At 73.0% G+C, this 23,675-nt stretch carries 19 protein-coding genes; 10 read left to right on the top strand and 9 right to left on the bottom strand.

Going from position 1 to position 23,675, the window contains the following annotated elements; genetic code table 11:
• Nucleotides 1-17 precede the first annotated feature (17 nt).
• Nucleotides 18-2,279 carry a hypothetical protein gene (locus E3Z34_RS01130; protein ID WP_134772132.1) on the top strand — a complete coding sequence of 754 codons (2,262 nt, stop codon included), beginning with the start codon at nucleotides 18-20 and terminating at the stop codon, nucleotides 2,277-2,279.
• Here the strand turns inward: E3Z34_RS01130 and E3Z34_RS01125 are convergent.
• Nucleotides 2,182-3,090, bottom strand: coding sequence for a glycosyltransferase family 2 protein (locus E3Z34_RS01125; RefSeq protein ID WP_134772131.1), 909 nt, complete (start codon nucleotides 3,088-3,090; stop codon nucleotides 2,182-2,184). The genes E3Z34_RS01130 and E3Z34_RS01125 overlap by 98 nt on opposite strands.
• 245 nt (nucleotides 3,091-3,335) lie before the next feature.
• Nucleotides 3,336-4,244, bottom strand: coding sequence for a DUF5926 family protein (locus tag E3Z34_RS01120; RefSeq protein ID WP_134772130.1), 909 nt, complete (start codon nucleotides 4,242-4,244; stop codon nucleotides 3,336-3,338).
• A gap of 39 nt (nucleotides 4,245-4,283) precedes the next feature.
• On the opposite strand from E3Z34_RS01120, the gene E3Z34_RS01115 reads away from it, so the two are divergent.
• Both E3Z34_RS01115 and lgt read left to right on the top strand, forming a co-directional pair.
• Nucleotides 4,284-5,408 carry an enoyl-CoA hydratase/isomerase family protein gene (locus E3Z34_RS01115; protein WP_134772129.1) on the top strand — a complete coding sequence of 375 codons (1,125 nt, stop codon included), beginning with the start codon at nucleotides 4,284-4,286 and terminating at the stop codon, nucleotides 5,406-5,408.
• A 373-nt stretch (nucleotides 5,409-5,781) separates the two neighbouring features.
• Nucleotides 5,782-6,831: a prolipoprotein diacylglyceryl transferase gene (gene lgt, locus E3Z34_RS01110; protein WP_238695283.1), complete on the top strand. Its 1,050-nt coding sequence runs from the start codon at nucleotides 5,782-5,784 to the stop codon at nucleotides 6,829-6,831.
• Between the two features lie 227 nt (nucleotides 6,832-7,058).
• Here the strand turns inward: lgt and E3Z34_RS01105 are convergent, their stop codons facing one another.
• Both E3Z34_RS01105 and E3Z34_RS01100 read right to left on the bottom strand, forming a co-directional pair.
• Nucleotides 7,059-8,561 carry a UDP-N-acetylmuramoyl-L-alanyl-D-glutamate--2,6-diaminopimelate ligase gene (locus tag E3Z34_RS01105; RefSeq protein WP_134772128.1) on the bottom strand — a complete coding sequence of 501 codons (1,503 nt, stop codon included), beginning with the start codon at nucleotides 8,559-8,561 and terminating at the stop codon, nucleotides 7,059-7,061.
• Nucleotides 8,562-8,594: 33 nt separating this feature from the next.
• Nucleotides 8,595-9,893, bottom strand: coding sequence for a dicarboxylate/amino acid:cation symporter (locus E3Z34_RS01100; RefSeq protein ID WP_238695282.1), 1,299 nt, complete (start codon nucleotides 9,891-9,893; stop codon nucleotides 8,595-8,597).
• 80 nt (nucleotides 9,894-9,973) lie between these two features.
• On the opposite strand from E3Z34_RS01100, the gene E3Z34_RS01095 reads away from it, so the two are divergent.
• The 4 genes from E3Z34_RS01095 to E3Z34_RS01080 all read left to right on the top strand — a co-directional run bounded on the left by E3Z34_RS01095 (nucleotide 9,974) and on the right by E3Z34_RS01080 (nucleotide 14,394).
• Nucleotides 9,974-11,350: an SLC13 family permease gene (locus tag E3Z34_RS01095; protein WP_134772126.1), complete on the top strand. Its 1,377-nt coding sequence runs from the start codon at nucleotides 9,974-9,976 to the stop codon at nucleotides 11,348-11,350.
• 29 nt (nucleotides 11,351-11,379) lie between these two features.
• The gene (locus E3Z34_RS01090) at nucleotides 11,380-13,485 is read left to right on the top strand and encodes an ATP-binding protein (RefSeq protein ID WP_134772125.1); all 2,106 of its coding nucleotides are present in this window, start codon (nucleotides 11,380-11,382) and stop codon (nucleotides 13,483-13,485) included.
• Nucleotides 13,482-13,964 (top strand): response regulator, encoded by a 483-nt coding sequence (locus tag E3Z34_RS01085; protein WP_134772124.1) that lies wholly within the window; start codon nucleotides 13,482-13,484, stop codon nucleotides 13,962-13,964. Before E3Z34_RS01090 ends, E3Z34_RS01085 begins: the two co-directional genes overlap by 4 nt.
• Nucleotides 13,965-14,214: 250 nt before the next feature.
• The gene (locus E3Z34_RS01080; RefSeq protein WP_134772123.1) at nucleotides 14,215-14,394 is read left to right on the top strand and encodes a hypothetical protein; all 180 of its coding nucleotides are present in this window, start codon (nucleotides 14,215-14,217) and stop codon (nucleotides 14,392-14,394) included.
• Nucleotides 14,395-14,579: 185 nt separating this feature from the next.
• Here the strand turns inward: E3Z34_RS01080 and E3Z34_RS01075 are convergent, their stop codons facing one another.
• From E3Z34_RS01075 to E3Z34_RS01055, 5 genes are all read right to left on the bottom strand, one after another.
• Complete coding sequence (locus E3Z34_RS01075; RefSeq protein WP_238695281.1) at nucleotides 14,580-16,586, bottom strand: alpha-amylase family protein; 2,007 nt, start codon at nucleotides 16,584-16,586, stop codon at nucleotides 14,580-14,582.
• A 151-nt stretch (nucleotides 16,587-16,737) separates the two neighbouring features.
• Nucleotides 16,738-17,646, bottom strand: a complete 909-nt coding sequence (locus E3Z34_RS01070; RefSeq protein WP_134772122.1) for a carbohydrate ABC transporter permease — start codon at nucleotides 17,644-17,646, stop codon at nucleotides 16,738-16,740.
• On the bottom strand, nucleotides 17,643-18,842 hold the full coding sequence (locus E3Z34_RS01065; protein ID WP_134772121.1) for a carbohydrate ABC transporter permease: 1,200 nt from the start codon (nucleotides 18,840-18,842) through the stop codon (nucleotides 17,643-17,645). Before E3Z34_RS01065 ends, E3Z34_RS01070 begins: the two co-directional genes overlap by 4 nt.
• A gap of 1 nt (nucleotide 18,843) precedes the next feature.
• A complete protein-coding gene (locus tag E3Z34_RS01060) occupies nucleotides 18,844-20,229 on the bottom strand; it encodes an ABC transporter substrate-binding protein (protein ID WP_134772120.1) in 1,386 nt (461 codons plus the stop codon).
• Between the two features lie 129 nt (nucleotides 20,230-20,358).
• Complete coding sequence (locus E3Z34_RS01055; protein ID WP_134772119.1) at nucleotides 20,359-20,886, bottom strand: SprT-like domain-containing protein; 528 nt, start codon at nucleotides 20,884-20,886, stop codon at nucleotides 20,359-20,361.
• A 54-nt stretch (nucleotides 20,887-20,940) separates the two neighbouring features.
• Between E3Z34_RS01055 and E3Z34_RS01050 the strand changes: the two genes are divergently transcribed.
• Genes E3Z34_RS01050 through E3Z34_RS01040 form a run of 3 tightly spaced genes read left to right on the top strand, consistent with a single transcriptional unit; the run spans nucleotide 20,941 to nucleotide 23,656 of the window.
• A complete protein-coding gene (locus E3Z34_RS01050; RefSeq protein WP_134772118.1) occupies nucleotides 20,941-21,327 on the top strand; it encodes a DUF6394 family protein in 387 nt (128 codons plus the stop codon).
• Between the two features lie 43 nt (nucleotides 21,328-21,370).
• Nucleotides 21,371-23,140, top strand: a complete 1,770-nt coding sequence (locus tag E3Z34_RS01045) for an NAD-binding protein (RefSeq protein WP_134772117.1) — start codon at nucleotides 21,371-21,373, stop codon at nucleotides 23,138-23,140.
• A 27-nt stretch (nucleotides 23,141-23,167) separates the two neighbouring features.
• Nucleotides 23,168-23,656, top strand: a complete 489-nt coding sequence (locus tag E3Z34_RS01040) for a DUF3806 domain-containing protein (RefSeq protein ID WP_134772116.1) — start codon at nucleotides 23,168-23,170, stop codon at nucleotides 23,654-23,656.
• Nucleotides 23,657-23,675: the final 19 nt, after the last annotated feature.

Raw genomic sequence — 23,675 nt, 5'->3', positions numbered from 1 at the left:
CGACCAGGAGGTGGGGTATGCAGGTAGCCGAGCGACCCGGTGGCGGCCCTGGCGCCGCGCCCCGTGGCGTGCCCGGTGCCGGTGCCGACGCCGGTGGCGGTGGCGGCTGGGTCCGGGCGGTGGTCCTGGCCGTCCTGCTCGCGTGGGCCCTGGCGGGGCTCGCCGCGTGGGCGGGGGTCGCCCCGTCGGCCGGGACGATGTCGGGGGCGCCGGTCCCCGGGGCCGGCGAGGTCGCCGACGGGGACCGCCAGGTCGTGCTCGTCGGGGTCCCCGGACTCACCTGGGACCTCGTGGACGAGGAGCGGACGCCGACCCTGGCGCGGATGGCGCGGGACGGCGGGGCGGCGGCGCTGGTGCCGCGGGGGCTGCGGGAGATGACGTGCGCCGCCGACGCCTGGCTGACCCTGGGTGCCGGTGAGCGCGCGGGCACCGACCTCGACGAGTGCGCGGCGACCGGGGGGCGGGAGACGCCGCTGGCGGACCTGGTCGACGACCGGGGGGTCGCGGACGAGGCCTGGCGGGTATGGCGTGAGCAGGCCGAGGGCGGGGCCCTCGGCTCGCGGCTCGGCACCCTCGCGGAGGTGGCCGAGGCGGCGGGGACGTGCGTCGCGGCCCACGGTGCCGAGGCGGCGCTCGGCGCGGCACGACCGGACGGGAGCGTGGCCGCCACCCCCGAGGAGGTGCTGGGTGACGGCTCGTCGGCCTGCCGGATCCACCTCGTCAGCGGACCGGTGGTGCTGCCGGGCGATCGTTCGGACCAGCTCCCGGCCGTGGACGCCGCCCTGACCGCGCTGCTGGAGGAGGTGCCCGACGGCACGGCCGTCGTGGTGGCCGGGATGGGGCAGACCGGCTTCCGTCTCGAGGCCCAGGTGCTCGTCCTCTCCCCGGGGCAGGTTCCGGACGGGGCGGGCGGATGGCTGAGCTCGGGCACGACGCGGCAGCGCGGCCTGGTCCAGCTGACCGACCTCAGCCCCACCCTCCTGGCGCTGGCCGGCGTGACCCCGGACGAGGCGGGGCGGGACCTGGGCGGGGCCTACCGGGAGCCGGGCGGGGCCGGCCCGTCCGACGCCCTCGCCGGGGAGCAGGTCACCGTCCTCCCGGAGGCCGGTGACCACGTCGCGGGGGTCCAGGACCTCGCCCGGGCCGTGACGGTGGCCAAGTGGCAGGCCCCCTACCTGCTCGGCACGCTCGTCCTCGTCCACCTCGCCGCGCTCGGCGCCGCCGTGCTGCTGCGGCGACGAGCGGTGCGGCACGGCATACCGGGCGTTGCCCTGGCGGGGACCGCCCTGCTGGCAGCACCGGTCGCGGCCTTCCTGGCGGGGCTGGTCCCGTGGTGGCGGGCGGGTCAGCCCTGGGTGGCAGGGCTGGCCGTGACGCTGCTCGGCGCGGCGCTGGTGACCGCCGTGGCGTGGGCCGGTCCGTGGCGGCGTGACGTGCTCGGGCCCCCGACCGTCGTGGCGGCGCTGTCGGCGGTGGTGCTCGGCGTGGACGCGATCTGGTCGGCACGCCTGGGGCTGGTGTCCGTGCTGGGGCTGCAGCCTCTGACGGCGGGGCGGTTCTACGGGCAGGGGAACGTCGGGTTCGGGGCGCTGCTCGGGGCGGTCCTGGTCCTCGTGGCCGCCGTGCTCGCCCGGGTAAGTCCGCGCCGGCCCGCCGTCGTGGCGGTGGCGGCGCTGGGCCTGGGGGCCATGCTCATCACCGCGGCCCCGGGGGCGGGCGCCGACTTCGGCGGGGTCCCCGCGCTGGTGGTGGCGACCGGACTGCTCACCCTCACCGCCCTGGGACTGGGCTGGACCGCGCTGCGGCTGCTCGGCGTGATCCTTCTCGGCGGGCTCGTCGGCGCCGTCGCCATGGTGCTCGACTGGCTGCGCGGCCCCTCGGCGCGCACCCACCTGGGCGACTTCGTGCAGGCCGTCCTCGACGGGGAGGCGACCGGCATCGTGGCCCGCAAGCTGGCGCAGAGTCTCTCGATCCTCGTCGACTACCCCCTCAGCTGGCTGGCGGTGATCGCCCTCGTCGGGGTCGCGGTGGTGGCCCTGCGTCGCCCGGCGTGGTCGGCACCCCTGTGGTCCGTGCCCGGGATGTCGGCCGTCGTCCTGGCATCGCTCGTGGCCATGGCGCTCGCCTGGGTGCTCAACGACTCCGGCATCGCCGCCGTCGCGCTCACCCTGACGATGCTGCTCATGACGGGCGTGAGCGTCCTCGGTCGCGCCGTGCCCGCACCCCCGCCGTCACCCTCGCCCTCGCCCTCGCCAGGGAGCTCCGCGAACGGCTCCTGAGCTGGTCGGCATACCCCGAGGCGGTCGCCCGGGCCCGTTCCGCCGTCGTCGACCGGTCCGCCAGCGCGCGGGTGACGTCGGCCAGCTGGCGGGCACGGTGCACCTGGGAGGCCAGGTCGCGGCCGGTGACGCGGTGGTGCAGCTCGCAGGGCACCTCGAGCACCCGGCCCCCCGCGCGGAGCACGTCGACCGTGAGCCCGACCTCGACCCCCCAGCCCGGGGCCAGCGGCAGGGCGGCGTCGAGCACGGCCCGGCTCAGGCAGCGCTGCCCGGACAGCGGCTGGGTCGGCCGCCACCCGGTGAGCCGGCGGATCCCCTCCCGCGCGGTGCGCACCACGAGACCCATCCCGCCGCCGCGCCGCAGCTGCGCGGGCAGCACCGCGATGGTCATGTCGGCCACGCCGGACAGGACCGGGCCGACGAGCGGCCCGAGGTTCGCCGCCGAGCCCTCGAGGTCGGCGTCGACGAAGAGCACGGGCGCCCCGGGGGCCAGCTCGGCCGCCCGCCGCGCTCCGGAGGTCATCGCGGCGGCCTTGCCCCGGTTGCGGGCGTGGCGGACCACCTCCACCCCGCCGGTCCACTCCGCCACGGCGGCGGTCTGGTCGGTGGACCCGTCGTCGACGACCACCACCCACCCGATCGACCCCACCTGCTCCAGCGCGGCGATCGTGGCCCCGATCCGGGCCTCCTCGTCCTTGGCGGGGATCACCGCGACGACCTCGGGAGGCGCCCCCCGCCCGTGCGGGCCGTCGTCGACCACGATCGGGTCCAGCCCGTCCCGCTCGCCCACCGGGCCCGGCTCCGCACTCATCCCGACCTCCTCCGCCACGGCGGCACCGGCCGCCGCGTCCGCACCGACTCGTAGGCCGATCGTAGGGCCACCCCCCGACACGCCCCCCCCACCCCCGACCGGACGCGCGTTCCTGACAGACCGGACGCGCGTTCGTGACAGATGTCCACAGGTGGGCCACGCCATACCTGTGGAAAACCGTCAGGAACGCGCGTCCGGTTGCCTCAGGGGCGGCCGGGGACACCCGCCGGGCGACGAGGAGGGGATCAGCGCAGGGTGACCTGGCGGGAGACCAGACCGTTGCGGGCCCGGCGCTCCTCGGGGGTCAGCTCCTCCTGGGAGGCCAGCGCCTTCTCGTAGCGCGCCTGCAGCTCGGCCAGCGCAGGCGCGTGGTCAGCCGCCGCGGTGTCGACGGGGACCTCGATCACGGGCACGACCAGGCCGCACGCCCGGAAGGCGCCGAGCATCTCGGTGCCCTCGCCGAAGGTGTGCTGGCCCTGCGCCGCGAGGCGGGCCAGCGCGTCCACCGCGGTGTCCTCGTCCTCGCCCAGGATCCAGCGGACGTAGGACCGGCCGCTCATGTGGCACCAGTACGCCGACGGCGCGCCCTCGACCCGCTCCATCGGCACGGCCGTGTCGTTCATCTGCTCCAGCGCGGCCTGCTGCTCCTGGGTCGCGTCCCCGGAGATCCAGAAGCCGAAGTCCTGGTGGACCGCGACCTCGAGCCGCTGCCCCTCGGCCAGCAGGTCCTGCAGGCGGGGGGTGTCGGCGGTCGCGGGGCGCACGGAGTTGACGGAGCTGCCGGGCTCGCTGACCAGGGCGGTCAGGATCGACTGGGCCACGTCGCGGGAGGCGTCGCCGCTGGAGGTGCGGGACTGCAGGGCGACCAGCACCTCGCCGGTGTCGCGGTGGACGGCCGGCATCGCGGCCGGCAGCACGGTGACGAGGGTGACCTCGCGCTCCCCGGCGGGCACGTCGACCCCGGCGACCTGGGTGCCCTCCGGCACGGTCACCGTCACCGTCGCCGTGGCGGCCGGGAGGATCTCCCGCATCGCCACCCAGTCGGTCTCGTCGGCGAGCCCCTCGAACGGCCGGGCGACGAACGGCGCGCGGGCCGCCCGGGTCTGCGGCTGACCGGCCGTGCTCTGCCGCTTCTTGCGTGATGCCTTACCCATGGGCGGAGAGTCTACGTGCGCCTGAGAGAGTGTCGTGCCATGAGCGAGGACGTGGATCAGCTGTCCTGGGCACCTGCGCCGGGCCACGGCGAGGAGGTCCTGTATGCCGTGGACGGGCCCCTCGGTCGCGTGCGCCTGAACCGTCCGCGGGCGATCAACGCGATCGACGGACCGATGATCGGCTCCCTGCATGACCGCCTCCACGCCTGGGCCGGGGACGTGTCGGTCGCGGCCGTCGTCATCGACGGGGCCGGCGACCGTGGCCTGTGCGCCGGGGGCGACGTGCGGGCCGTCCGGGAGTCGGTGCTGGCCGGTCGGCCGGAGGAGGCGTCGGGCTTCTGGCGCACGGAGTACGCGGTCAACGCCCTCGTCGCGGCCTACCCCAAGCCCTACGTGGCCTGGATGGACGGGATCGTCATGGGCGGCGGGGTCGGGCTGTCGTCCCACGGGTCGGTCCGGCTGGTGACCGAACGCACCCGGCTGGCGATGCCCGAGACCATCATCGGGCTGTTCCCCGACGTCGGCGGCACCTATCTGCTCTCCCGGGCCCCCGGCGAGCTGGGCACGTATGCCGCGCTCACCGGGGCGTCACTGTCGGGCGCCGACGCCGTCCTGCTGGGTCTGGCGGACGCGGTCGTGCCCTCCGGGGCGAAGGCGGCGGTCCTCCGCGCCCTGCGCGAGGACCCGGCTATGGAGGCCGAGGGGCTGGCCGCGGCTGCGTGGGAGGAGACTGCCGGGGCGGCGGCAGGAAGAGCCGAGGGGAGCAGGAGCCCCGGTGCCGACGACCTCTCGGCTCCCTCGGAGCTCCTGGATGAACGTGCCTGGATCGACGCGTGCTTCGCCGGGGACGACGCCCCCACGATCCTCGCGCGCCTGCGGTCCCGCACGGAGCCCGCCGCCGCCGAGGCGGCCGAGGCCATCGCGGCCCGGTCGCCGCACTCGGTCGCGGTGACGCTCGAGGCGCTGCGCCGGGCGGCGGGCCTCACCGTCGAGCAGGTGCTCGAGCAGGACCTGGTGGTGGGCAGCCACCTCGCCGTGCACCCGGACTTCGCCGAGGGCGTTCGCGCCCAGCTCGTCGACAAGGACCGTCAGCCCCGGTGGGTCCACGCCTCGCTGGAGGACGTGACCCGCGCGGAGGTGCTGGCCGCGTTCGGCGAGGGCTGACCCCACCGGCCGCCTCGTCTGGTTGCCCCCGACCCCACCGGCCGCCTCGTCTGGTTGCTCCCGACCCCACCGGCCGCTTTGTCTGGTCGCCCCCGACCCCACCGACCGCCTCGTCTGGTTGCCCTCACGCCCACCGACCGCGCGATGTGGTTTCACTACGCCACGGGCGGCGGACTGACTCGGGACCTTACCGGCGCCAGGGCGAGCCTGATCGGCGTGGATGTGCAACCACACGGCGCGGCCGGTCGGACCCAGGGCAACCACACGGCGCGGCCGGTCACACCCAGGGCAACCACACGGCGCGGCCGGTGGGGTCAAGGGCAACCACACCAGGCGGTCGGTCGGGTAGGGGCGGGGCGGTTATACTCGAGTGGTGCCCATCGTGCCCCTCCTGACCACTCCCCTGACCGACCTCGCCCTGGGCGCGACCGGCCTGACCGACCTCGACCTGGGCGCGACCGGCCTGACCGACCTCGCCCTGCGCGCGACCGGCCTGACCGACCTCGCCCTGCGCGCGTCCGGCGCGAGCGACGACGTGCTGCGCTGGGAGGACCTGGGGCTCGTCGAGGGCATCTCGATCGGTCCGTTCACGCTGCGGTTCTACGCCTTGGCCTACCTGTTCGGGATCCTCCTGGGCTACTGGCTGCTCGCGCGGATGTCGCAGCGCCCGGGGAGCCCTCTGACCCGCGACCAGGTCGACACCCTCATCTTCGCGGTGACGATCGGCATCATCGCGGGCGGACGGCTGGGGTACGCCACCTTCTACAACCCCGAGCTGTGGACCTCGCTGGACGTGCTCAAGGTGTGGGAGGGCGGGATGAGCTTCCACGGCGGCCTCATCGGCGTCCTCCTCGCCGTCGGGTGGGTGGCCTGGCGGGAGAAGCTCGACGTGCTGCGCGTCACCGACTACGTCGCGACCGTGGTGCCGATCGGTATGACGCTCGGTCGGCTGGCCAACTTCATCAACGGCGAGCTGTGGGGACGGCCCGGGGACGTGCCGTGGGCCATGGTCTTCCCCGGCGCGGGACCGGAGCCGCGGCACCCGAGCCAGCTCTACCAGGCCGGGCTCGAGGGCCTGACGGTCCTGGTCGTCGTGACCTACCTGTTCTGGCGCACGCGCGCCCGGTGGCGCCCCGGTCTGCTGGCCGGCGTCTTCGCGATCGGGACGGGGCTCGGCCGCTTCGTCGTGGAGTTCTTCCGCGAGCCGGACGCCCAGCTGACGTGGCTGGTGGACGCGACCGGGCTGTCCATGGGCCAGTGGCTCACGATCCCGCTCGTTCTCCTGGGCGTCTTCCTCGTCTGGCGTGCCCTGCGCCGACCGGAGATCACGCAGGCCGGTCCCGCTCACGGTGAGGGGCCGGGTGACGGCGCGCGCGCCGGCACCGTGGACCCCGTGGCGCGGGACGACGCCGGCGAGGCGTAGGCCCGCCCCGGCCGAACGACGACCGGGCAGGTCGGCGTCACCCTCCTACCGACGCCCTTCCAGCCCTTCCCTGTGCCGGCGGAGGTCATCCGGACAGACAAGGAAGATCCGCACGGACCAGGTCGAGAACCTTGTCCGTGCGCAGGTTTCCTGTCCATGCACCGACGTGGGCCGCCGGCCCCCGCAACGGTGGGGCCCAGCATGCAGCGGGACGGTCGGCGCCGCCCTCAGGCCTCCCCGCGACGTGCGGCGAGGGCGCGGCGCGCCTCCTCGATCTCCTCCCAGGGGAGGAGCTGGGTGCCGCGCTCCATCGTCGCCTCGGGGCCCTTGCCCGCCAGCACGACCGTGTCGGCCGGGGCGGCCGAGCGGACGGCATACCGGATGGCCTCGGTGCGGTCCCCGATGGAGACGAAGTTGGAGCGGCCGGCCTCGCGGGCACCGCGCTCCATCTCCTCCAGGATGTCCTGCAGCGGCGTGGTGCGGTGGTCCTCCTCGGTGAAGACGGCGTGGTCTGCCCTCGTCGTCGCGACCCGGCCCAGGGGCGCGCGCTTGGAGGGGTCGCGCGGGCCGCCGGCCGAGCCGATCACGACCCACAGCTCACCCTGCGTCGTGACCCGCACGGTGTCGAGGGCCTTCTCCAGGCTGGGCGCGGTGTGGGCGAAGTCCACGATGACCCGGGGCTCCCCCTCGCGACGTTCCACCATCTCCATCCGCCCGGCGACCCCGCGGAAGGTCCCGAGCGCCGCCACGAGGTCGGGCAGCGCGACCCCGGTCGCCGCCACCCCGGCCATCGCCGCGAGGGCGTTCGCCACGTTGAAGCGCCCGATCATCGGCAGCCGCGCCTCGGCGGTGCCCTCCGGCGTGTGCACGGTGAAGGTGATCGCCTCCGCGCCCTCCTGCACGTCGGTGGCCCGCCAGTCGGCGTCCGAGCCCTCGGCGGAGTAGGTGCTCACCGCCGCGCCCGTCTCGCGCGCGATCGCCAGGAGCTGCTCGACCCACGGCTGGTCGTCGACGTTGAGCACGGCGTGGCGGGCGCGCCGGACGAGCTTGGCCTTGTCCGCGAAGTACTGCTCCATCGTGCCGTGGAAGTCGAGGTGCTCGCCGGTGAGATTGGTCCACACCGCCACGTCGTAGTCCACGCCGCGCACCCGGTCCATCGCCAGCGCGTGGCTGGAGGACTCCACGACCGCGTGCGTGGCCTCGTGGGCCACCATGTCGCGCAGGATCTGCTGGACCTGGGGGGCCTCCGGGGTGGTGAAGTGGGTCGGGGGTTGACGCAGCACCCCGTCGGGCAGCTCGTAGCCGATGGTCGACAGCAGGCCCGTCGCGTGCCCGCTCTCGCGCAGCAGGTGCAGCGCCAGGCAGGAGGTCGTCGTCTTGCCGTCGGTCCCGGTCACGCCGATCACGGTGAGGCCGTCGCTGGGGCGACCCAGGATCTCGGTCGCGGCATCGGCGAGCGCCGCCCGGGCGTCAGGGACCAGCAGGTAGGGCACGTTGCACGTCGTGTGCTCCGGCAGCCCCTCCCCGATGACGGCGACGGCGCCCCGCTCGATCGCGTCCCCGATGAAGCCGTGCCCGTCGAAGCGGGCACCGCGGATCGCGACGAACGCCTGGCCGGGTCGGATCCAGTCGGCCTGGTGGCTCACCCCGGTGACGCTCAGCCCGCTCGGGTGCGAGACGGTGTCCGCCAGCTCGGCGTTGAGCGCGGCGACGAGGTCCAGGAGCTGCATGGGCACAGCCTAGCCAGCAGGGGTATGCCGTGCTCAGGGCCTCGGGGTCGTCCACCCGTCCGGGTCGCCCGGGTGCGCCATACCGGTGATCTCCTCCTCCACGACGTGCCCCTCCTCGTCGACCTCGACCCGGACCAGGCGACCCTCCTCGTCCTCGACGAGCTCGGCGTCGTCGAGCTCGCTGCCGGCGAGCTTGTCGATGAGCAGCGCGATCGCACCGTCACCGGTGACGTTGGTCGCCGTCCCGAAGGAGTCGATGGCGATGTAGGTGGCGATCATCAGGCCCACCTGCGGCTCGGTGAAGCCGAGCATCGAGGACAGCAGCCCGGCCGCGGTGACGATCGCGCCGCCGGGCACCCCGGGCGCGGCGACCATCGTGATGCCGAGCATGAAGATGAAGCCGACGAAGACCGCGACGTTGATCTCGATCCCGGCGAGCAGCATGACGGCCAGCGAGAAGGAGACGATCTTCGTGGTCGAGCCGGCCAGGTGGATGGTCGCGCACAGCGGGATGACGAAGGACGCGACCGGCCGCCGCACCCCCATCGCGATCGCCTGCCGCAGGGTGACGGGGATCGTGGCGGCCGAGGAGCTCGTGCCGAGCGCCGTGGCGTAGGCGGGCAGCATCGTGAGCAGGGACCGGACGGGATTGCGTCCGGCGACCAGGCCCGCGAGGGTGAACTGCAGGAGCAGCAGCACGACCGTCAGCGCGAAGACGACGAGGATGACGCCGATGAAGGTGGTGATGACCTCCCACACCTGCCCGGCGGCGGTCATGTTGAGGAAGATGCCGAAGATGTAGAGCGGCAGCAGGGGGATGATGACGCCCGCGATGACCTTCTCGATGATGGCGCGGAACTCCACGAAGCCCCGCTCCAGGGTCTCCCCCTCGATGATCGTCAGCGTGATGCCGATGACGAAGGCCAGGATCAGGGCGGTCATCACGCCGAAGGCCGGGGGCATCTCGACGGTGAAGTATGAGGTGAGCAGCCCCTCCTCCGGGTTGGCGACCTCGCTGAAGGACCCCTCCTCCAGCATGAGCGGGAAGAGGGCCATCGACACCGCGAAGGCGAGCAGGCCGGCCGTCACCGTCGAGGTGTAGGCGACCCCGGCCGTGATCGCGAGCCACTTGCCCGCGCCACGTCCCAGCTCGGAGATCGCCGGGGTGATGAGGCCCAGGATGAGCAGCGGGATGATGAACCCCAGGAAGTTGCCGAACAGCCCGTTGAAGGTGACGAAGACCCGCGTCACCGCGTCCGGCAGGACGAGCCCGAGGACGATGCCCAGGACGATGGCGATCCCGATGCGGGGGAGCAGTCCGATCTTGCGCACGAGCACGTCCTTCCACCGAGGTGATGAGGCGCACTCTATGCCCGCCGGGAGCACGATGGGGGCGGCGATAGCCTGGGCACATGCCCGCCCGCTCGCGCACCCGCCTGGTCGGGGGGCTCGTGGCCGTGCTGGCCTTCCTGCTGCCGCTGGTGCTGGACGTGCCGGGGCTGGAGGAGCCCGGGGAGCGGATGCTGGCCATCTTCCTCATGGCCATCGTGCTCTTCGTCACCGAGGCGATCCCGCTGGTGGCGACCGCGGTGCTCATCATCTTCCTCGAGGTGCTCATGCTCACCGAGCAGGCCCTCGTGCCGCTGGGCGAGCCGCCGGCGACCTCCCGGGAGTTCTGGGCCGCGCTGGCCGACCCGGTGATCATCCTCTTCCTGGGCGGTTTCCTCATCGCCGACGGGGCCGCGAAGTACGCCCTGGACAAGAACCTGGCGGCGTTGTTCCTCACCCCGTTCCGCGGGGACGCCCGCCGGGCGATGCTGGCGCTCATCCTCATGACCGCGGCACTGTCGATGTTCATGTCCAACACGGCGACGACCGCGACGATGTTCGCCGTCCTCCTGCCGGTGCTCGCGGGCCTGCCGAGCGTGGCCGCGCGCACCGGTTTCGCCCTCGCCATCCCGATCGCGGCCAACGTCGGCGGGATGGGCACCCCGGTGGGCTCACCTCCCAACGCGATCGCACTGGGGGCCCTGGCCGCGCAGGGCGAGAGCATCTCCTTCGTCGGCTGGATGGCGGCGACGGTGCCGCTGGTCCTGTTCCTGCTGCTGCTCGGCTGGGCCTTCCTCAGCTGGCGCTACGTGCCGGCCCGGACCCCGCTGGACCTGCAGCTGGAGGCGCGCTTCTCCCGGAGCCCGGCGGCCGTCGTCTTCTACGTCACGGCCGGGGCCACGGTGCTGCTGTGGCTGACCGAGGCGCTGCACGGCATACCGTCCACCACGGTGGGTTTCCTGCCGGTGGTCGTGCTCCTGGCCACCACCGTCATGACCGGGGACGACCTGCGCGCGCTGCAGTGGCCCGTGCTGTGGCTGGTCGCGGGCGGCATCGCGCTGGGGCACGGCGTGGGGGCCAGCGGTCTCGACGCGTGGCTGATCTCGCTGGTGGACTGGTCGCAGCTGCCCGGCGTGGTGCTGCTCCTGGCGCTCGCGGGCGTCGGGGTGGCCCTGAGCGCGGTGATCTCCAACTCGGCGACGGCCAACCTGCTCGTGCCCATCGCCCTGGCCCTCGCCGGCACGCTCGGCCTGGACCTGGCCGTCGTGGCCCTCGTGGTGGCGGTCTCGTGCGGGCTGGGCATGTTCCTGCCCGTCTCCACCCCGCCGAACGCCATCGCCTACGCCACCGGCACCATCACGACCCCGCAGATGGCCGTGGCGGGCATGGTGGTCGGGCTCACCGGCCTGTTCCTCACCGCGCTCGTGCTGCCCCGCTACTGGGCGCTGGTCGGGTTGTGACCGTGTCGTCCGACGGTCCGGGCCCCGGGGTGACCGTCACGGTCGTCGTGGGGCGGGGGGAGCTGGCGGCGCTGGCCGCGGAGGAGCTCGCGGGGGTCGGCGGCCCGGTGCACCGGGTGCCCACGGCTGCGGAGCTCGCCACCTGGTCGCCTCCTGCTGACGCGTGGGTGCCGCTGGTCGTGCTCGTGGACGACGCGGGGGCGAACTCCGTCGACGTCGACGAGGTGGTGCGGGCGTTGGACCGGGTGCCGGCGCTCGCCCGGGCCAGGTTCCTCCTGGTGACCACCCGCTCCTCGCTCTCGGACATGTCCGCGAGCGTCGACGCGGGCCGGGTCGACGGGGTGGTCGCCGCCCCGTGGACGGCCGGCAACCTGGCCCGGTATGCCGAGGCCCAGGTCCACCGCGCCGCCCACCTCTTCGGTCGGCCGGCCCCGGGGCAGCGCGGTGACAGCGCCCTCCTGCGACACCTGGGGACCGACCCGCGGACCGCGGCGGCCGAGCTGCTCGAGGCGCTGGAGTCGGTCCTGGGACCCCGGCCGCGCGTCTACGTCCGGGCCGGGGTCCGGATCGCCGGCCCCGACGAGCGGCTCACCCAGGTCTTCCTCGTCCTGCGGGGGCGGGTGGCGCTGACGGTGCGGTCCGGAGCGGGTGAGGTCGTCCTGCACCACGCCTCGACCGGGCCGCTCGTCGGGCTGATGGCCCTGACCGAGATGCAGGACAGCGCCGTCACCGCCCGCACCACGACGGACTGCGAGCTCGTCTCCCTCACCCTGGAGCAGCTCGACCGCGCGCTCACGCTCGACCCGCGGGTCGGGACGATGCTCATGGCCCTGTCGGTGCGCGCACTCACGCGACGGCTGCGTCGCTCGGAGGAGCTGCACCTGCAGAACGCCCTGCTCAGCAGCCAGCTGCGCGAGGCCAACGAGGAGCTCCGGGCGGCGCGGGCCGGGCTGGTGGAGCAGGCGCGGCTGGCCACGCTGGGTGAGCTCACCGCCGGGATCGCCCACGAGCTCAACAACCCCGCCGCGACCGTGACCCGGGGGGTGGACCACCTGTCGGCGGACCTGCGCCGGCTGCTCGGGCCGGACGGCGAGCGCTCGCCCGAGCTGCAGGCCCTGGTCACCGCCGAGGAGCGGGACCACCTCCCGGCGCGCGAGGAGCGGGCGCTCCGTCGAGGGCTGGCCGAGGTGGTCCGCGACCCGGCCACCGTCCGCCGGCTCGTCGCCGCCGGGGTCCGCACCCCCGCGGAGGCCCGGCGGCTGCTGCAGGGACCCCCGCAGGCCCTGGCGCGCGTCGAGGCCGCCGCCGCGATCGGCAGCACCCTGCGCGGGGTCCGGGTCGCCGGGCACCACATCGCGACCCTCGTGTCGACGCTGCGCACCCACGCCCGGCCCGGGACCCCGGAGGACCGGCTGACCGAGCCCACCGACGTGGGCGCCACGGTGCAGGACGCGCTCCGTCTGCTCGAGCACCGGCTGCGGGGGCTGACGGTCGAGGTGGAGATCGAGCCCGGGCTGCCCCTCGTGCCCAGCGGCCCCGGCCTGCTCACCCAGGTGTGGACCAACCTGCTCTCCAACGCCGCCGACGCGCTGGCGGCGGAGGGCGAGCCGGGGAGCCGGGAGAGCGGGGGCAGCGAGCCGGGGCGCCGGGAGAGCGGGGGCGGTGGCGACCATCGGCAGGGCCACGTCACGGTGCGGGTCGAGGGCGTCCGGACCCCTGACGGCTCCCGCGCTCCGGCGCCGGTCGAAGGCGCTCGGACCGTTGACGGCTCGCCCGCTCCGGCGCCGGTTGAGGGCGCTCGGACCGTTTGCGGCTCCCGCGTGCCGGCGCGGGGAGCCGGACCGCAGGAGCCCGGACCGACCACGGCGGTCCGCGTCCGGGTCGAGGACGACGGCCCGGGGGTGCCGGATGAGCTGCGCGGGCAGATCTTCACCCCGCGCTTCACGACCAAGCACGGCGTGGTCCGCTACGGCCTCGGCCTCGGGCTGGGGATCGCCAGCAGCATCGTGGCCCGTCACGGCGGGCGGATGTCGCTCGACACCGTTCCCGGACGCACCGTCTTCAGCGTCGAGCTCCCGGTCCACCCCGGGCCTCTCCTCGGCGCGGAACCCACCGACCCGCAGGAGGACCGATGAAGCTCGCCGTGCTGGTGCTCGAGGACGAGCCGGACGTCCGGGAGGCGCTGGAGCGCGACCTGGAGCCGCTGGCCGCGACGGTCCGCGTCGAGCCGGCCCAGGACGTGCCCGACGCCCGGGAGGTGCTGGAGGAGATCGCGAGGGACGGTGACGTGCTGGCCGTGGTCCTTGCCGATCACCGGCTCCCGGGGACGTCCGGCGTCGACTTCCTCGTCGAGCTGGCCTCCCGGCCGGAGACGGCACACGTGGCCACCGTGCTCGTCACCGGCCAGGCCGACCACCAGGACACGATCCGCGCGGTCAACCTCGGCGGCCTGGACCACTACCTGGCCAAGCCGTGGGACCCCGAGGAGCTGCGGGCCGTCGTGCGCACCACCTTGACCGACGTGGTGGAGCGGCAGCGCCTCGACCCTCTCCCCCACCTCGCCGCTCTCGACCAGGTCCGCGCCATGGACCTCGTCCGACGGCGCAGCGGCTGACCAGCCGGGCCGGCAGCCCGGCCGCATGGACCACGACGATGCGGATAGACAACGCTCTCGACCTGGTCCATGTCGGTCTTCCTTGTCCATACGGTGAGGGGACGGTGGGGAGCCGTGAGGGGACGGTGGGGAGGCGGTGGCGCGGCGGGGACAGCGGATGCGACGGCCGCACGGGAGCGCGCGAACTTGCACCCTGCATACCCCCCTGGGTATATTGGACGAAACGTTCCCCACGCGGAGGAGATCCATCATGTGCCGAGCCACCACCTGTCGCACCTGCGGCAAGACGACCTGGGCCGGGTGCGGCCAGCACGTCGACCAGGTCCGCCGCGGCGTGCCCGCCGGCCAGTGGTGCAGCGGCCACGAGAGCGCCGAGGTGGGCTCTCAGCCTGCGGAGGGCGGCTTCTTCGCCAAGCTCTTCGGCCGCTGACCCGGCCCCTCACCCCCTGGACGACCGGGACCCCCTGACCCGGTCACCCGACCGGCGCGCTGCGCCGGTCACCCCGACCGGTGGTCGCGCATCCGTGAGTGCGCGGCCGCCGGTCGGTCGCGTCCAGGACCGTGGACCCCGGCGAGGAGGACGGTGGGCCACGGCGGCCCCGACCGCAACCGGGCTCAGCGCTGGACGAGCCAGACCGGCTGGTAGGTCGACAGCCAGACGGAGCCGTCGTCGGTGCGGTTGGGCGGGTAGCCGTTGAGGGCGTCGACCGTGGCCTCCGCAGGCATGCCCTGCTCGCGGATCCACCAGCCCGGCACCGCCCGGGGCGTCTCGGTGATGTTGTAGAGGCCGAGCATGGGGCCCAGCGCGTGCCGCCGCAGCACCGCGAAGATCCCGGGGTCGGGCGCCGCCACCAGCTCGGCGTCGACCCCCGCGTGCAGGTGCGGCAGCGACGCGCGCACCCGGGCCAGGTGCCGCATCCCGGCGAGGACGCGTCCGACCGGCGACGTCGGGTCCTCCTCCGCCTCCCGGACCCGGCTGTCCTCCAGCCGCGGGCGGTGCACCCAGCGGTTGTCCTCGGCGTGCTCCGGCACGGCGTCCCAGCCCCGGTCGTTGAGCGCGGCCACCTCGTCCCCGGACCAGATCACGGGGACCCCGCCGAAGCCGAAGACCACGGCGTACCCCAGCAGCAGGCGGGCCACCGCGTCGTCGACCGCGCGGCCCGCCTCCTCCTGCTCCTCGAGGTTCACCGCCTCCTCCTGCTGCTCCAGCGCCCGCTCGAGACCGGCCAGGCTGGCCGCGGAGCCGGAGATGCGGGCGTCGCCGGTCGCCGGGTTGTGCTGGAAGATCAGCCCGCGCGCGGGTGACCCCTCGAACTCGCCGGAGTAGTAGCGCGACAGGAAGGACCGGTGCGCCGGCCCGTCGATCATCACCCGCCGGGCGTCGCCGTCGTCGATGGCCCAGCCGATGTCGTCGTGGCAGCGCAGGTAGGTCACCCAGGCGGACGATGGCGGCGGCGGCGGGAATCGCCCCAGCGCCTGCGTGGCCAGCCGGCTGTCCCGGGTCGCGAGCATCGACCACACCTGCACCATGAGGCTGTTGTGGTACGCGAGGTCGGACACCTTGCCCCGGTGCCGACCACGGCCCAGGTAGTCCACGACCTCGTTCGGCCCGACGATCGCCTCGGCCTTGAAGATCACGGCCGGCGCGGCGATCTTCGACACGGCGCGCAGCGCCTGGGTGAGCTGGTGGACCTCCGGCTGGTTCTGGCAGCTGGTGCCCATCCGCTTCCACAGGAAGGCGATCGCGTCCAGGCGCAGCACCTCCACGCCCTGGTTGGCCAGGAAGAGCACCACGTCCGCGAGCTCGCAGAAGACGTCGGGGTTGTCCCAGGCGAGGTCCCACTGGTAGCTGTTGAAGGTCGTCCAGACCCAGCCGTCCAGCTCGTCGTCCCAGGTGAAGTTGCCCGGCGCGAAGTCGGGGAAGACCTCCGGCAGCGTGCGCTCGAACCGGTCGGGCTCGGTCCGGTCGGGGTAGACGTGGAAGTAGCGGCGGTAGCGCTCGTCGCCGGCCCGGGCGGCCTGCGCCCACGCGTGCTCCCGGGCCACGTGGTTGAGCACGAGGTCAAGGCACAGGCTGATCCCCTCCCCCCGCAGGGCCCGGGCGAGCTCGCGCAGCTCGTCCATGGTGCCGAGGTCGGAGTGCACGGACCGGTAGTCGGCCACGGCATACCCGCCGTCGTGCGGTGCCGGCCGGGGCTGCAGCAGGGGCATGAGGTGGAGGTAGCCGACGCCGAGCTCCCGCAGGTGCGGCACCCGCCGGGTGACTCCCTGCAGGCCCGCACCGTCGGGCGCCAGCCGGTCCGCGTAGGCGGCGTAGCCGATCATCTCGGGCCGCTGGAACCAGTCGGGCATCAGCGAGCGCCGCTCGTCCAGCAGGTGCAGCTCGTCCTCGCGGTCCCGGTATGCGGCCGCGGCCAGCTCCAGGACCCTGGCCGCCACGGCGGCCGGGTCGGGGTAGGGCTCGAGGCCCTCGACGAGGTCGGCCCACCACCGGTCGACACGCAGCGCGAAGGTGGTGCGCCGGTGCTCGGGCAGGTCGTCCAGGATCGCCTCGATGCGACCCCGTGCCGCGTCGGGGAGTGCGGCGGGCCAGGGGAGCCGCCGCCGGGACGGGGTGGTCACGACCCCATCCCACCACAGACCACGGCCTCCCGGCAGGTCGGAGCGCACCTGCCGAGGACGGGGGCGCCCCGCCCGGTATGCCGGACCGGCCCGGTCCGCACGGGGAGCGTGCGGACCGGGCCGGTCCAGGTCGAGCGAGCGTGCGGTCGGGTCAGCCCTTGACCGCGCCGCTGGTCATCCCGCGCACCAGGAAGTTCTGGAGCACGAAGAAGACGATCATCGGCAGGATGATCGAGATGAAGGCGCCCGCGGTGAGCAGCTCGGCGCCCTGACCCTGCGTGCCCAGCAGCTGCTGCAGCTTGACGATCACCGTGGTGTTGTCGTTGGACAGGAACAGCTTGGCGATGAGCAGGTCGTTCCACACCCACAGGAACTGCAGGGTCGCGAACGCCGCGATGGCCGGCATGGCCATCGGGGCGATGAGCTTCCAGAAGATCTGGAAGTTCGAGCAGCCGTCGATGCGCGCCGACTCGACCACGCTGAAGGGCAGCGAGGCCATGTAGTTACGCAGGACGTAGATGCACAGCGGCATACCGAAGCCCGTGTGCAGCAACCACACCGCGAGGTACTGCCCGGAGATGCCCAGGCCGTTGGGGCCGAGCAGGTTGAGCAGCGGCTGGAAGGCCACCTGGATCGGCACGACCATCACCGCGACGATGGTGATGAAGAGCACGTCCTTGCCCCGGAAGTCCATGAACGTGAAGGCGTAGGCCGCGAACGCCGCGAACATGATGGGGATGATCGTGGCCGGCACCGCGACCATGATCCCGTTGAGGAAGGCGTTGCCCAGGTCGGCCTGCTCGAAGACCTGCCGGTAGTTGCTGGTGGTCCAGCCGCCCTTCCAGAACGCCTCCCACCACCCGGAGGTGGCGGCCGCGTCGCGGGTCCGGAAGCTGGTGATGAGCAGACCCAGGGTGGGCAGGCTCCAGAGCACGGCCAGCAGGAGCATGACCACCATCGAGAAGGGGCTGCGCTGCCGCCCGTCCTTGAGCCGGCCGGCAGTCCTCGGCTTGCGCGAGACGTCCGTGGTGGGGCGGTCGTCCGCCGTCGTGGCGCTCATCGCATGGCCTCCTGCTCGCGGAACTGCTTGACCTGGTAGATGAGGATCGGGATGACCGCGACCAGGAGCACGACCACCAGGGCGGTGGCCCGTCCGGCCTCGGCCCGCGCGAACAGCTCGTTGAAGAACATGTTCGCGATGACATCGGTGTTGTTGCGCCCGTTGGTGAGGACGTAGACGATGTCGAAGACCTTCATCACCAGGATGAGGACGGTGATGAACACCGTGATGATGGTCCCGCGGATCTGGGGCAGGACCACTTTCCAGAAGATCTGCATCTCGGTCGCCCCGTCGATCCGGGCCGCCTCGATGGTGTCCTCCGGGACACCCTTGATGGCCGAGGACAGCAGCACCATGGCGAAGCCGGTCTGCAGCCAGATGAGGATGACCATGAGCAGGATGCTGTTGAGCCGCCCGGTCTCGATCGCCAGCCAGTTCTGCGGCTGCCCGCCGAACTGCTGCACGATCGCGTTGAGCGCACCCGTCTGCGGCCGGCCCGGGGCCTGGTAGGCGTAGACCGAGGTCAGCCAGATCGCCGAGGCGGCCACGAAGCTGATCGCCATCGGCAGGAAGATGAAGCTCTTGGCCCACTTCTCGCTCTGGGCGGACAGCTTGTCCGCCAGGACGGCCACGACCACACCGAGGGCCACCGTGATGGCCGGCACGATCGCGATCCAGAGCACGTTGTTGATGACCGCCGACCAGAACGCCGAGCTGCCGAAGAGCTCGGTGTAGTTGGCCCAGGGCGGGTCGCGGTACTCGGTGCTGCTCCGGTTGGCGAAGCTGTAGTGGATCGTCTGGAAGGTCGGGTAGAGCAGCATCAGCCCGATGAGGGAGAAGCCCGGGATCAGGAAGGCGTAGGGGATGAGCCCGTGCTCCAGCCTGCGGGGCAGCGCCTCGACGGCCTGGTTGATGAACCAGAACAGGATGGCCGCGCCACCGACGCCGACCACCAGCCCCAGGACCCCCATGAGGATCTTGGAATCGAAGAACCAGTTCGGGTAGTAGGCGAAGGCCAGGAACAGGTTGAGCATCAGCCACAGCGTGACGGCGACGCCCAGGACACCGACGAGCAGCTTGACCGGCTGCAGGCCCTGGTCGCTGGGGACGGTGGCCTGCGGCCCCTGGCCCTCGACGCGTTCGTCGTCCTGCGGGACGTCCTGCCCCACGGGTGGGGTGGAGTGGGAGGCAGTCATGTCAGCGACCCTCGGTCTCGGCTGCTTCGTCACCCGTCTGCTTGAGGTCCTCGGGCCAGCTCGCCCACATCTCCTGCGTCACCTGCTCCGCGGTCTTCGCACCGTCCTGGAACTCGACCATCCCCTTCCAGAAGGAGTCGGAGCCGACCTCCTTGGGCATGACGTCGGAGCCGTCGTAGCGGAAGACGTCGGCGTTGTAGGCCATGTCGGCGATCTGCCGGGTGAGGTCGTCCACGTAGAGGCTGGTGTCGAAGGTGGAGTGCGGCGAGAGCCACCCACCGCCCTCGGCCCACGGCCCGCCGAACTGGTCGGAGGTGAGGAACTCCATCACGGCGATCGTGTCGTCGTCGTAGGAGAAGGCCGCCGCCAGGTCGCCACCACCGAGGATGGGCTGACCCTCGTAGCCGCCCTCGATCGGCGGGAAGACGAAGATGCCGATCTCCTCGTCGAGGTTCTCCTGCACGTCCGCGGGGAAGAAGGAGGTGGCGAAGTTACCCTGGCGCATGAGGTAGCAGGCGGGGTCCTCGTCGAAGGCGGGCGCCATGGCCTCGTCGAAACCGGTGGTCAGGATGCCGGTGTCGCCACCCAGCACCAGGTCGGAGTCGACGAACTCGTCGTACGCCTCGAACGCCTCGACCACCCGCGGGTCGTCGAAGGCCATCCGGCCGTAGATCCAGTCGTCGTAGACGTCCGGGCCGTGCAGGCGGAGCATGAACTCCTCGATCCAGTCCGTGCCGACCCAGCCGGTGGCCTGGGCCGACTCCCAGCCGATGCACCACGGGGTGGCTCCGGTGTCGTCCTTGATCTGCTGGGCCACCTGGGCCAGCTCGTCCATGGTGGCCGGCTCGGTGTTCCAGCCGCCCTCCTCATAGGCCGCCTTCGGGTACCAGACGATCGACTTCACGGCCATGCGCATGGGGGCGGCGTAGACCCGGCCCTGGTAGCGGGCCGAGTCCAGGAAGCCGGGGACCAGGCTGGAGTTGAGGGCGTCGTAGTCGAGGTACTGGTCGATCGGCACGACGTCACCCTCGGCCGCGAGCTGCATCACGCCACCGGGCTGAGGGAAGAGCCCGATGTCCGGGGCGTCGCCGGAGTTCACGCGCAGCAGGACGGTCGTGGTGAAGTCCTGGTCGGAGGTGTACTGGATGTCGATGCCGGACTCGGCCTCGAAGTCGGCCAGGGACTCGAGGAACAGCTCCTCCTCCCCGCCGCCGAACGCCCCGAGGATCGTGACGACACCGTCACCCTCCTCCGGCTGCGCGTCCGCTCCGAAACCGCCCTGTCCGCTCCCGGCGTCAGGGTTCTGCAGGCACCCGCTCAGGGTCAGGGCCGCCGCCGCTGCCATCGCCGGCGGCGCGAGGCGCCGCCACCGTGAGTTCGCCACCATTGGCTCCTTCCGTCACGGAGCGGGCGTCACCGACCACAGGTCCTGGGTCGGCGCATCGGCCACACTCCTCGTTCAGCACCCTAGGACATCGTGACCTGCGCCACACCCCGAGGAATGGTCACGCTTTGGTCACGACGCCCGCTCCTGCCGGCGCAGCCCGGCGAGCACCCGCACCACCCCCTGACCCAGCTCGGCCTCGGCGACGGCCCTGCCGTCGTGGGTCCACCGCAGCACCCGCGACAGGGTCCCCCGCCCCGGGCAGCGGGTGCACAGCAGCACCCTGGTCGGCCTGCGGTGCCGGTGCACCACGTGCCCGCCGGAGCACCGGCCCTGCCAGCGGCCGGGCACGACGGGCGCCTCACCCCCGGCGTAGCACCGCTCCCCGCTCGCGCCGATGGACCGCGCCCGCGCCCGCCAGACCGCGTCGTGGGCGTGGCGGGGCCCCACCAGGGCGTGGGCGATCTCGTGCAGCACCGTCTCGCGGACCTGCCCCCGGTCGTGCGCGGCCGTGATCCACGGGCTGAGGGTGATCGTGCGGGTGTGGTGGTGGCAGGCCCCCGCGCGCACCCGCGCGCGGTCGAAGCGGAACGACCACCCCCGCAGCCCGTGCTCCGCCATCAGCTCCTGGGCCATCCCGGCCGCCTCACGCAGATCCATGCTGCGCATCGTAGAAAGCCGCCCTGACAGACCCGCGGCGTTATGGTCGGTCCTGTGAACCTGGAAAAGGTCGTCTTCGGCTTCTTCGTGCTGCTCGCGGCCACCCTGAACTTCGGCTACGTGCTCGGCGACATCGACAACCCCCGGCTGCACAACGTCTACGAGCTCTACGCCGCGGTCGTCGTCAACATCATCGCGACCATCCTCAAGTTCGGCGACCGCACCCAGATCGGCGCGGTCCACCTCGCGACCAGCCTGGTGGCGACGATCCAGCTCATCATCGCCGCCCTGGTGTGGATCTGGGCCCGGCACATCGACCCCGCGGGCCTGACGGGCGAGCACATGGCCAGCGTCGTCTCGATCGCCGCGGGGGCGCTCCTGGCCAACATCGTCTCCATCGTCCTGCTCGTGGTCGAGACCGTCTCCTACCGGCGCCGCTGACACCGGTGAGCTGACGACCCGACCCGGCTGACGGCATACCCCGATGGCGAACCTCCTCCAGCTGCTGCGCAGGGGAAAGCCGGCGCGCATCCGGCCCGACTCCCTGCGCCGGATCCGGGTGGAGGTGCCCGCCGAGCCCCCGACCACCGACGCCGCCTTCCTCGTCCTGCGGCGGATGCGCACGCCCCTGGTGGTGGTCGTCTCCGTCTTCGCGGCGATGACCTTCGGCCTCTCGCTCATGCCCGGGAGCGTCGAGAACCCCGAGCGGCTGTCGGTCTTCGACAGCTTCTACGTCATCTCCTACACCGGTCTCACCATCGGCTACGGCGAGGTGCCGCACGCCTTCAGCTACGCCCAGCGGATCTGGGTGACCCTGACCATCTACGCCTCCGTCATCGCCTGGTCCTACAGCCTGGCGGCGCTGCTGGGCCTGGCCAGCGACCACACCTTCCGGCAGTCGATCGCGCTGCAGCGCTTCAGCCGTCGCGTGCGCCGGCTGCAGAGCCCGTTCGTGCTCGTGGTCGGCTACGGCCAGGCCGGGGAGGCGGTGTGCCGCTCGCTGGAGGACCAGGGCCGGGACTTCGTCGTCCTCGACGTCGACCAGACCAGGATCCAGCAGCTGGCGCTGGGCGGCTACAGCAGCGACCACCCCGGGTATGCCGCCAGCGGGCGCGACCCGCGCGTGCTCGGCCTCGCGGGCCTGGGGCACGACATGTGCGAGGCGGTCCTGGCCCTCACCGACGACGACGAGACGAACCTGTCGGTGGTCATGTCGGTCAACCTGCTGCGGCCCGAGCTCATGGTCATCGCCCGGTGCAGCGACCGGGAGAAGGCCCAGCAGATGCACGACTTCGCCGCCGACGTCGTCATCAACCCCTTCGACCGCTACGGCGCCTACCTCGTCATGGCCCTGCGCCGCCCCTCCGGCTTCCGGCTGGCCTCCTGGCTGATGAGCCCTCGCGGCTCGGAGCTGCCGGACCGGCTCGAGCACCTCACCGACGGCCACTGGGTCGTCTGCGCCGACGGCTCGTTCGGCTTCGAGGTCGTCCGCGACCTCGAGAGTGCCGGGCTGGACGTGCTGCTCGTCGACCCCGCGGACGGCCGGCCGGACGTCTCCGGGGCGGTCGGCTTCATCGCCGGGGCCGAGTCGGACATCGTCAACATGGCCAACGCCGCCCACGCCCGGATCGAGAACGACGAGCTCTTCATCGCCGTGCGGCAGAACTCGACGGTCAACGAGGCCCCGTTGCGGGCGTTCGACCCCGACTCGGTCTTCGTCCCCACCGAGCTGCTGGCCCGCGAGGCGGTGGCCCGGATCACCTCGCCCAACTACTGGAGCTTCATCGACCACGTGCTGCACGAGGACGACGAGTGGGACAGCCAGATCATGGACGAGATCGTGGCCGCCGTCGGTGACGAGACCCCGGTCTCGACGAAGGTGGACCTGGACTACACCCACGCGCCCGCAGCCCTGCGCTTCATGCAGACCGAGAAGCTCACGGTCGGCGACCTGCTGCGCGACCCCGACGACCGGTCGGTGCGGCTCGCGGTCTACCCGGCCGTCCTGGTCCGCCTCGGCCGGCGCACCTTCACCCCGCCCCCGCGCACCCCACTGCAGGAGGGTGACGCCCTGCTGCTGCTCGGCCGCGAGGACGACCTCGCGGTCCTGCAGTCCACGCTCTTCCACGACTCGGCGGTCGAGTACGTCGCCACCGGTCGTGACGTGGCCACCGCCTGGGTCTTCCGCCAGCTGCAGGAGTGGCGCTGGCGGCGGCGGGGCAGCAGGAGCCGCCTGTCCCGACCCGACCGCTGAGCGGCCAGGATCGCTACGCTGACCCCCATGGGTCTCCTCGACCGCTTCCGCCGTGACCGGGACGACGCGCCGGGTCCGCCGCCGCCCGAGCCCGAGCACCTCCGTGACAACAGCCCCGCCATGCCGCTCGCGCCCGAGTCGCGGCGCATCGGCGAGGAGGAACGGGCGCGGATCGACACCGCGCTCGAGGCCCTGGCCGCCGAGGACGTCGACGTGGACGACCTGGCCTCGATCGGCGGCGGGCTCGACCGGGCCCTGGCGCGCTGGACCCAGAAGGGCGGCTCGGGTCACGACGCCATCGTGGAGCGCTACGGCGTCGGGATCGGGGAGCACCTGGCCCGCACGACCGACCTGGCCTGGGAGGTCGTCACCGACTCCTTCGGGACCGACCTCGCCGTGGCCGCCGGCGACTTCGTCGTCGTCCCGCACAACCTGGTGGCCGTGCGCTGGATGCGACGCGAGACCGGATGGGTCCCCTCCGTCGTCGGCCACCTGGTCACCCTGCGCACCCGCTGACCCCTCCCCGACCGGACGC

Source organism: Ornithinimicrobium flavum, assembly GCF_004526345.1.
GTDB classification, from domain to species: domain Bacteria; phylum Actinomycetota; class Actinomycetes; order Actinomycetales; family Dermatophilaceae; genus Ornithinicoccus; species Ornithinicoccus flavus.
The sequence above is the reverse complement of the archived record's forward strand: the minus strand, read 5'-3'. Positions and strand labels throughout refer to the sequence as shown.

Excerpts from the sequence above, each read along its gene's own strand:
- E3Z34_RS01060 (WP_134772120.1), bottom strand. The coding sequence starts at position 20,229 with ATGGTGGCGAACTCACGGTGGCGGCGCCTCGCGCCGCCGGCGATGGCA.
- E3Z34_RS01040 (WP_134772116.1), top strand. The coding sequence starts at position 23,168 with ATGGGTCTCCTCGACCGCTTCCGCCGTGACCGGGACGACGCGCCGGGT.
- E3Z34_RS01045 (WP_134772117.1), top strand. The coding sequence starts at position 21,371 with ATGGCGAACCTCCTCCAGCTGCTGCGCAGGGGAAAGCCGGCGCGCATC.
- E3Z34_RS01115 (WP_134772129.1), top strand. The coding sequence starts at position 4,284 with ATGAGCGAGGACGTGGATCAGCTGTCCTGGGCACCTGCGCCGGGCCAC.
- E3Z34_RS01065 (WP_134772121.1), bottom strand. The coding sequence starts at position 18,842 with ATGACTGCCTCCCACTCCACCCCACCCGTGGGGCAGGACGTCCCGCAG.
- E3Z34_RS01105 (WP_134772128.1), bottom strand. The coding sequence starts at position 8,561 with ATGCAGCTCCTGGACCTCGTCGCCGCGCTCAACGCCGAGCTGGCGGAC.
- E3Z34_RS01070 (WP_134772122.1), bottom strand. The coding sequence starts at position 17,646 with ATGAGCGCCACGACGGCGGACGACCGCCCCACCACGGACGTCTCGCGC.
- E3Z34_RS01085 (WP_134772124.1), top strand. The coding sequence starts at position 13,482 with ATGAAGCTCGCCGTGCTGGTGCTCGAGGACGAGCCGGACGTCCGGGAG.
- E3Z34_RS01130 (WP_134772132.1), top strand. The coding sequence starts at position 18 with ATGCAGGTAGCCGAGCGACCCGGTGGCGGCCCTGGCGCCGCGCCCCGT.
- E3Z34_RS01055 (WP_134772119.1), bottom strand. The coding sequence starts at position 20,886 with ATGGATCTGCGTGAGGCGGCCGGGATGGCCCAGGAGCTGATGGCGGAG.
- E3Z34_RS01125 (WP_134772131.1), bottom strand. The coding sequence starts at position 3,090 with ATGAGTGCGGAGCCGGGCCCGGTGGGCGAGCGGGACGGGCTGGACCCG.
- E3Z34_RS01095 (WP_134772126.1), top strand. The coding sequence starts at position 9,974 with ATGCCCGCCCGCTCGCGCACCCGCCTGGTCGGGGGGCTCGTGGCCGTG.
- E3Z34_RS01120 (WP_134772130.1), bottom strand. The coding sequence starts at position 4,244 with ATGGGTAAGGCATCACGCAAGAAGCGGCAGAGCACGGCCGGTCAGCCG.
- E3Z34_RS01080 (WP_134772123.1), top strand. The coding sequence starts at position 14,215 with ATGTGCCGAGCCACCACCTGTCGCACCTGCGGCAAGACGACCTGGGCC.